The sequence below is a fragment of the Streptomyces sp. NPDC002130 genome (genome assembly GCF_040296465.1).
Lineage (GTDB): Bacteria > Actinomycetota > Actinomycetes > Streptomycetales > Streptomycetaceae > Streptomyces.
Genome location: NZ_JBEOXI010000352.1, coordinates 1 through 6,840 on the forward strand (window position 1 = coordinate 1; position 6,840 = coordinate 6,840).

Sequence of the window (6,840 nt, forward strand, 5' to 3'; positions counted from 1 at the left end):
CGGAAGGTGGCCCGCAGCAGGGCCTGGTCGTCGGCGAGCAGCACCCTGATGGTCATGCGGTGGTTCCTTCGGCGAGGTGGGGGGAGGGTTGCAGGGGCAGCGCGGTGGTGACCTCGAAGCCGCCCTGGGGGCGGGGGCCCGCGCACAGCTCGCCGCCGATGGAGAGGGCGCGTTCGCGCATGCCCATCACGCCGAAGCCGCGGCCCCGGGCGACCGCCGGTTCGCTGGGGCCGTCGTTGGTGACGGTGATCAGCAGCCGGGAGCCGGTGTAGGCGAGGAGCACGTGGGCGGCCTCGGCCGTGGCGTGCTTGGTGACGTTGGTGAGGGCCTCCTGCACGATCCGGTACGCGGTCAGGTCGACGCCGGGCGACAGCGGCTGCGGTTCCCCTTGCGTGGTGACGGTGACCTCCAGGCCCGCCGACTCGCACGCCGAGACCAGCTCGGGCAGCCGGGACAGACCCGGGGACGGTTCCAGTCCCAGGGAACCGGGGGCGTCGTCGTCGTCGCGCAGCAGGCCGAGCGTGGCCTTCAGTTCCCGCAGCGCGGAGGACGTGGTGCCGGTCAGGTCGGTGAGGATCTTCTGGCTCTGTTCGGGGCTGGTGAGGGCGAGGTGTGCGGCCGTTCCGGCCTGGGCGTTGGCCAAGGCCATGTGGTGGGCCACCACGTCGTGGAGCTCCCGGGCGATGCGCACCCGCTCCTCGGTGACGCGCAGGCGGGCCTCCTCCTCCCTGGTGCGCTCGGCGTGTTCGGCCCGGGCCTGCAGCGACTGGAGGTAGGCGCGCCGCAGCTGCGTCATCTTGCCGGCGGCGAGCGGCAGCATCAGCCAGAAGATCGGACCGATCGTCCGGAGCAGCAGCGAGACGTGGTTCATGGAACCGGAGAACACCGCCGCGAGCGTCACCGCCAGCAGGGTGGACAGACCGTGGACGCGGGTGACCTTGCGGTCGGTTTGCGCGGCCAGCCAGTAGAGGGCAGCCATGACCGGTGCCAGCAGCAGGGGCGTGACCAGGTAGCCGAGCGCGACCGCGGCCACCGTGCAGATCCCGGCCACGACGACGGCGGTGCGCGGGTGGGTGCGGTGCTTGAGCAGGACGAGGCAGGCCACGCCCATGAGGGCGGTGGCGGTCTTGTCATGGTCCGGCGGGTCGGCACCGGGCATGGTGAGCGTTCCGCCGAGGGCGGTACAGCCCATCAGTGCCAGGACCATCGCCAGGTCGACGAGGAACACGTGGCGTGCCGAGAATTCCTCGAGGCGATCCTGGTAGCGCCGCTCCAGAGTGATGTTCATCGGGCTCTCCGGTCGGTGGGGCTGGGACCATCGTGGTCGACGTCGGGCGGGAACGCGCGAGGGGCCGCCCGTGTCCTTCGCCACGGGCGGCCCTGGGTGCGGCTGCCTCAGGTGCGGGCCGGCTCCAGGTCGCGGGCGGGGTCCGCGGCCGGTTCCGGCTCCGGCCGGCTGAGGGCCTCGCCCTCCACGTCGACCCGGGGGAGCGCCCGGTCCAGCCACTTCGGCAGCCACCAGGCCTTGTCGCCGAGGAGGGCGAGGACGGCCGGCACGATCGCCATCCGTACGACGAAGGCGTCGAAGAGGACGGCGGAGGCCAGTCCGAAGCCGATCATCTTGATCATGGAGTCGCTCTCGCCGATGAACCCGGCGAACACCGCGATCATGATCAGGGCGGCGGCCACGACCACCCGGGCGCTGTGCCGGAAGCCGGACGTGACCGCCTGGGCGGGCGACTCGCCGTGGACGTAGGCCTCCCGCATCCGGGAGACCAGGAACACCTCGTAGTCCATCGCGAGTCCGAAGACGATGCCCACCAGGAAGATCGGCATCAGGCTCATGATCGGGCCGGTCTGCTCCACCCCGAGGAGCTCCGCGCCGTGGCCCTGCTGGAAGACCACCACGACCGCGCCGAGGGAGGCCAGCACCGACAGCAGGAAGCCGAGGGCCGCCTTGAGCGGGACGAGCAGGGACCGGAAGACCACCAGCAGCAGCACGATCGCCAGGCCGACCACGACGACCAGGTACGGGATCAGCGCGTCCTGGACCTTCTCGGCGATGTCGATGTTCATCGCGGTGCTGCCGGTGACCTCGTACGTCGCGCCGGTGCCCGACTCGATGCCGGGGCGCTCGTCCCGGATGGTGGTGACCAGGTCCTTGGTCTTCTCGTCGGTCGGCGCGGTGGCGGGCACGGCCGAGAAGACGGCGGTGTCGCCGGCGGCGTTGAAGCGGGCCGGGGAGACCGACACGACGCCCTCGGTGCCGCCTATCTCCTTCGCGATCGTGCCGGCGGCGGCCTTCGGGTCGGCGGTGCCCTTGGCGTCCACGACGATGGTCAGCGGCCCGTTGAAGCCGGGCCCGAAGCCCTCGGCGAGGGCGTCGTAGGCCCGGCGCTCGGTGGTGGAGGTGGGCTTGGCCTCGTCGCCGGGCATGCCGAGCTGCAGGTCGGCGGCGGGCAGGGCGAGGGCGCCGAGGCCGACGACACCGAGGAGCAGGACGGGGATGGGGCGGCGCAGCACGAACCGCGCCCAGCGGGTGCCGGCGTTGGCCTCGGTGCTCTCCGCGATCCGGCCGCTCTTGCGGGCCCGCCGGCTGAGCACGGCGTTCGGCCAGAAGCCGAGGAGGGCGGGGACGAGGGTGAGGGCGATCAGTACGGCGACGACGACCGCGCCCGCCGCGGCCAGTCCCATCTTGGTGAGCATCGGGATGCCGACCACGGCGAGCCCGGCCAGCGCGATCACGACGGTGAGCCCGGCGAAGACGACCGCGGAGCCGGCCGTGCCGACGGCCAGTGCCGTCGCCTCCTGGGGCGTGCGGCCCTTGGCGCGCTCCTCCCGGTAGCGGGAGACGACGAACAGGGCGTAGTCGATGCCGACGGCGAGGCCCAGCATCATCGCCAGGGTGCCGGTGGTGGTGGACAGGCCAAGGGCGCTGGACAGGGCGAGGATCGTGGCCATGCTGACGCCGACCCCGATCACGGCCGTCAGCAGGGGCAGCCCGGCGGCGGCCAGCGAGCCGAAGGTGACCAGGAGCACGACGGCGGCGATCGCGACGCCGATCACCTCGGCCGCGCCGCCCGGGCCGCCCTCTGCGGACAGTGCGGTGCCGCCCGCCTCGACGGTCAGGCCGGAGTCCCGGGCCTGGTCGAGGGTCCGCTCCAGGTGGCCGCGGCCGGCGTCGGTGAGGTCGTTGGCCTTGACCTTGTAGGTGACCGTGGCGAAGGCCGTCCTGCCGTCCTTGCTGACCGTCTTCGCCCGGAACGGGTCGACGGCGCTCGCGACCTGCGGGCCTTTACCGAGTTCGGCCACGGTCTTCTCGACGGCCTTCCTGTTCCCGGCGGCCGTGACCTTCTCGCCGCTCGGCGCGATGAAGACGACCCTGGCCGTCGCGCTGTCGGCCGTGGCCCCGGGGAAGCGCTGCTCCATCAGGTCGAACGCCTTCTGGGACTCGATGCCGGGCATCGAGAACTCCTCGTCGACGGCCCCCGGGGCCTTGAGGGAGCCCAGCCCGACGGCGGCCAGGACGGCCGCCCAGACCAGGGCGACGTACCAGCGCCGCCGGAAGGCCAGACGGCCCACTCGATACAGGAAAGTTGCCACGGCAGGAGGTCTCCACATCTGGTGTCGGACGTCTGCCAAGCCTCTCCGTGGGGGGACTGTCCCGTCGTCGTGCGCCTGCCGACAATCTCCGGTACTCGGAACGCAGTACGAAGGGGTGGTCGGGTCCACCCCGGGTACGAGATTCCCGAGCCTTCTGACGCGGGCTGTGCTACCTTGGCTGGCGTTGCAGTTTTGGTTCCCAGAGACTTCGAGTGCTCTTTCGACCTTTTGTCGACGAGCACTCTTTTTTGTTTCCGAGGATTCTCGGATCTCCTTAGGGTGATCATTTCGGCGACTACGGGTCCGCAAGGTGCGGGCCCTGAGTACTGCCCTCAAGGGAGATTCATATGGCTACCGGCACCGTGAAGTGGTTCAACTCGGAAAAGGGCTTCGGCTTCATCGAGCAGGAGGGTGGCGGCCCGGACGTCTTCGCCCACTACTCGAACATCGCCACCTCTGGCTTCCGTGAGCTCCAGGAAGGCCAGAAGGTCACCTTCGACGTCACGCAGGGCCAGAAGGGCCCGCAGGCCGAGAACATCGTTCCCGCCTGACGCGTACGCGCATGCCCTGACCGGGGCCCGCACCCTCGCGGTGCGGGCCTCGGCTCGTTTTGTTCTTATCCGGCTCAACTCTTGCGAAGCCTGCGGCCCTTCGGTGCCGTCGCGCATTCCTCGACGCGTGCCGCATCGAGGAAGGTTCCCCATGGACCGTACGGCTCGCAGGAGCAACGGCTCCCCCCACTCCCGCGGCAACGGGTCCCGGTCCCGTAAGGCGGGCGGCCAAGGCGCCGCCTCCCGTGCGTCCGGCGGCGGCCGCGGCGGGCGCCGCCCCGCCCCCAGCCGGGAGTTCACACCGCCCGCCACCATCACCCCGGCGCTGCCCGCCGTCGAGGCGTTCGACGACCTCGACCTGCCCGAGCGGCTGCAGGCCGCGCTGCGCGCCGAGGGCCTGACCGCGCCGTTCCCGATCCAGGCGGCGACGCTGCCCAACTCGCTGGCCGGCCGTGACGTGCTCGGCCGCGGCCGCACCGGCTCGGGCAAGACGCTCGCCTTCGGGCTCGCCCTGCTGGCCCGTGTCGACGGGCAGAAGGCCGAGGCCCGGCAGCCCCTGGCCCTGGTCCTCGTGCCCACCCGTGAGCTGGCCCAGCAGGTCACCGACGCCCTCACCCCCTTCGCCCGCGCGCTGCGGCTGCGACTCACCACGGTGGTCGGCGGCCTGCCGATCGGGCGGCAGGCGAACGCGCTGCGCAGCGGCGCCGAGGTCGTCGTCGCCACGCCCGGACGCCTCAAGGACCTCATAGACCGAGGTGACTGCCGTCTGGACCACGTCGACATCACCGTCCTCGACGAGGCCGACCAGATGACCGACATGGGCTTCATGCCGCAGGTGACCGCCCTGCTCGACCAGGTGCGCCCGGGCGGGCAGCGGATGCTGTTCTCGGCCACCCTGGACCGCAACGTCGACCGGCTGGTCCGCACGTACCTGCACGACCCGGTGGTGCACTCCGTCGACCCGTCCGCGGGCGCGGTCACCACGATGGAGCACCACCTGCTCCACGTCGAGGACGACGACAAGCACGCCACCACGACCCGGATCGCCGCCCGCGACGGGCGCGTGATCATGTTCCTGGACACCAAGCACGCCGCCGACCGGCTGGCCAAGAAGCTGCTGGCCGTGGGCGTGCGCGCGATGGCGCTGCACGGCGGGAAGTCCCAGTCCCAGCGGACCAGGACCCTGGCCCGTTTCAAGGACGGCCAGGTGTCGGTCCTGGTGGCGACCAACGTCGCCGCCCGCGGCATCCACGTCGACAACCTCGACCTCGTCGTCAACGTGGACCCGCCCGGCGACCACAAGGACTACCTGCACCGGGGCGGCCGTACGGCGCGGGCCGGCGAGTCCGGCACCGTCGTCACGCTGGTCCTGCCGCACCAGCGGCGCGAGATGACACGGCTGATGGCCGACGCCGGGATCACCCCGCAGATCACCCGGGTCCGCTCGGGCGAGGCCGAGCTGAGCCGCATCACCGGGGCGCAGGAGCCCTCGGGCGTACCCGTGGTCCTCGCCCCGCCGGCCGCCGAGAAGCCCCCCGCGCGCACGGGTTCCGCGCCGAACGGACGGCGGAGCAGGCCGTCCCGGGGCCGCCGCCGCTGAGCCGCCGGCCGCGGGTGATGCCGGTGGCCTCGCCGACCGGGGCCGGGTCTACGCACCTCCCGCGCCGTACGGGCACGCCGGGCTCTCGGCCGCAGGGGCCTCCCCTGCGGCCGACTCCGCGCGGGATCCCCCTGCGGCCGACGCCGCCGACGTCACGCTGCCCGGCTTCGTCTCGCGGGAGCGCAGGCGCACCATGACGTCCCGCAGCGGGCGCAGGGAGATGACGGGAGAGCCGTAGCGCAGCGCGTCGCCCGGCACGAGGTTGAGCTGGAAACGCTGGTTGATCATCGCCACGATGATCCGCAGTTCGAGCAGCGCCATGGAGTTGCCGACGCACTGCCGGGGTCCGGCGCCGAACGGGAAGTAGGCCATGCGGGGGCGCTCCCGCACGGCCTGCGGGGTGAACCGGTACGGGTCGAAGGCCACCGGGTTGTCCCAGTGGCGCGGGTTGTGGTGGGAGGCGAGCGGCGAGAGCAGGATCGACGAACCGGCCTCGATGTCGTAGCCGTCGAGGGTGTCGGGGCCGACGGCGGCCCGCGGGAAGATCCAGATCGGCGGGTACATCCGCAGGCTCTCGTCCACGACCATCCGGGTGTACGTCAGCCCGGCCGCACTGTCGGCGTCGGGGGCGGCGCCGCCCAGCACCCCGTCGATCTCCCCGTCCAACTCCTCCTGTACGTGCGGGTGGTTGGCGATCGACAGCAGCGTCCAGCACAGCGACACGGCCGTGGTCTCGTGGCCCGCCAGGTAGATGGTGAGCAGTTCGTCGCGCAGCTGCCGGTCGGTCCACGGCTCACCGGTGGCCGGGTCCTCGGCCTGTTCCATCAGGGCGATCAGCGGGCCCTCGCCGGTGCGCGCGTAGTTCTCCCGGACGTTCGCGACGACCTCGTCGAAGACCTGGTGGATGTGGGCGATCTTGCGGTTGCGGGCGGTGGGCAGCCAGGAGGGCAGCATCTCGGAGGCGGTGCCCCGCCGGAACATCACCTCCACCACGTCGTCCACGATCCGCTTCAGCACGTGGGAGGCGGGCTTGATGTCGTAGGCGAACAGCGAGCGGCTGAGGGTGACCAGGGTGAGCCGCAGCAT

5 protein-coding genes are annotated in these 6,840 nt (G+C 71.9%); 2 read left to right on the forward strand and 3 right to left on the reverse strand.

Features of this window, described 5'->3' with window-relative positions; genetic code table 11:
• Positions 1 to 52: 52 nt before the first annotated feature.
• Positions 53 to 1,288 carry a sensor histidine kinase gene (locus ABT116_RS37925; protein WP_351643920.1) on the reverse strand — a complete coding sequence of 412 codons (1,236 nt, stop codon included), beginning with the start codon at positions 1,286 to 1,288 and terminating at the stop codon, positions 53 to 55.
• A gap of 107 nt (positions 1,289 to 1,395) precedes the next feature.
• Positions 1,396 to 3,603, reverse strand: a complete 2,208-nt coding sequence (locus ABT116_RS37930; protein WP_351643923.1) for an MMPL family transporter — start codon at positions 3,601 to 3,603, stop codon at positions 1,396 to 1,398.
• Between the two features lie 347 nt (positions 3,604 to 3,950).
• On the opposite strand from ABT116_RS37930, the gene ABT116_RS37935 reads away from it, so the two are divergent.
• On the forward strand, positions 3,951 to 4,154 hold the full coding sequence (locus tag ABT116_RS37935) for a cold-shock protein (protein ID WP_003991681.1): 204 nt from the start codon (positions 3,951 to 3,953) through the stop codon (positions 4,152 to 4,154).
• 151 nt (positions 4,155 to 4,305) lie between these two features.
• The gene (locus ABT116_RS37940) at positions 4,306 to 5,754 is read left to right on the forward strand and encodes a DEAD/DEAH box helicase (protein ID WP_351643926.1); all 1,449 of its coding nucleotides are present in this window, start codon (positions 4,306 to 4,308) and stop codon (positions 5,752 to 5,754) included.
• Between the two features lie 48 nt (positions 5,755 to 5,802).
• Here the strand turns inward: ABT116_RS37940 and ABT116_RS37945 are convergent.
• A partial coding sequence (locus ABT116_RS37945) for a cytochrome P450 (RefSeq protein ID WP_351643929.1) occupies positions 5,803 to 6,840 on the reverse strand: 1,038 nt, incomplete at its 5' end.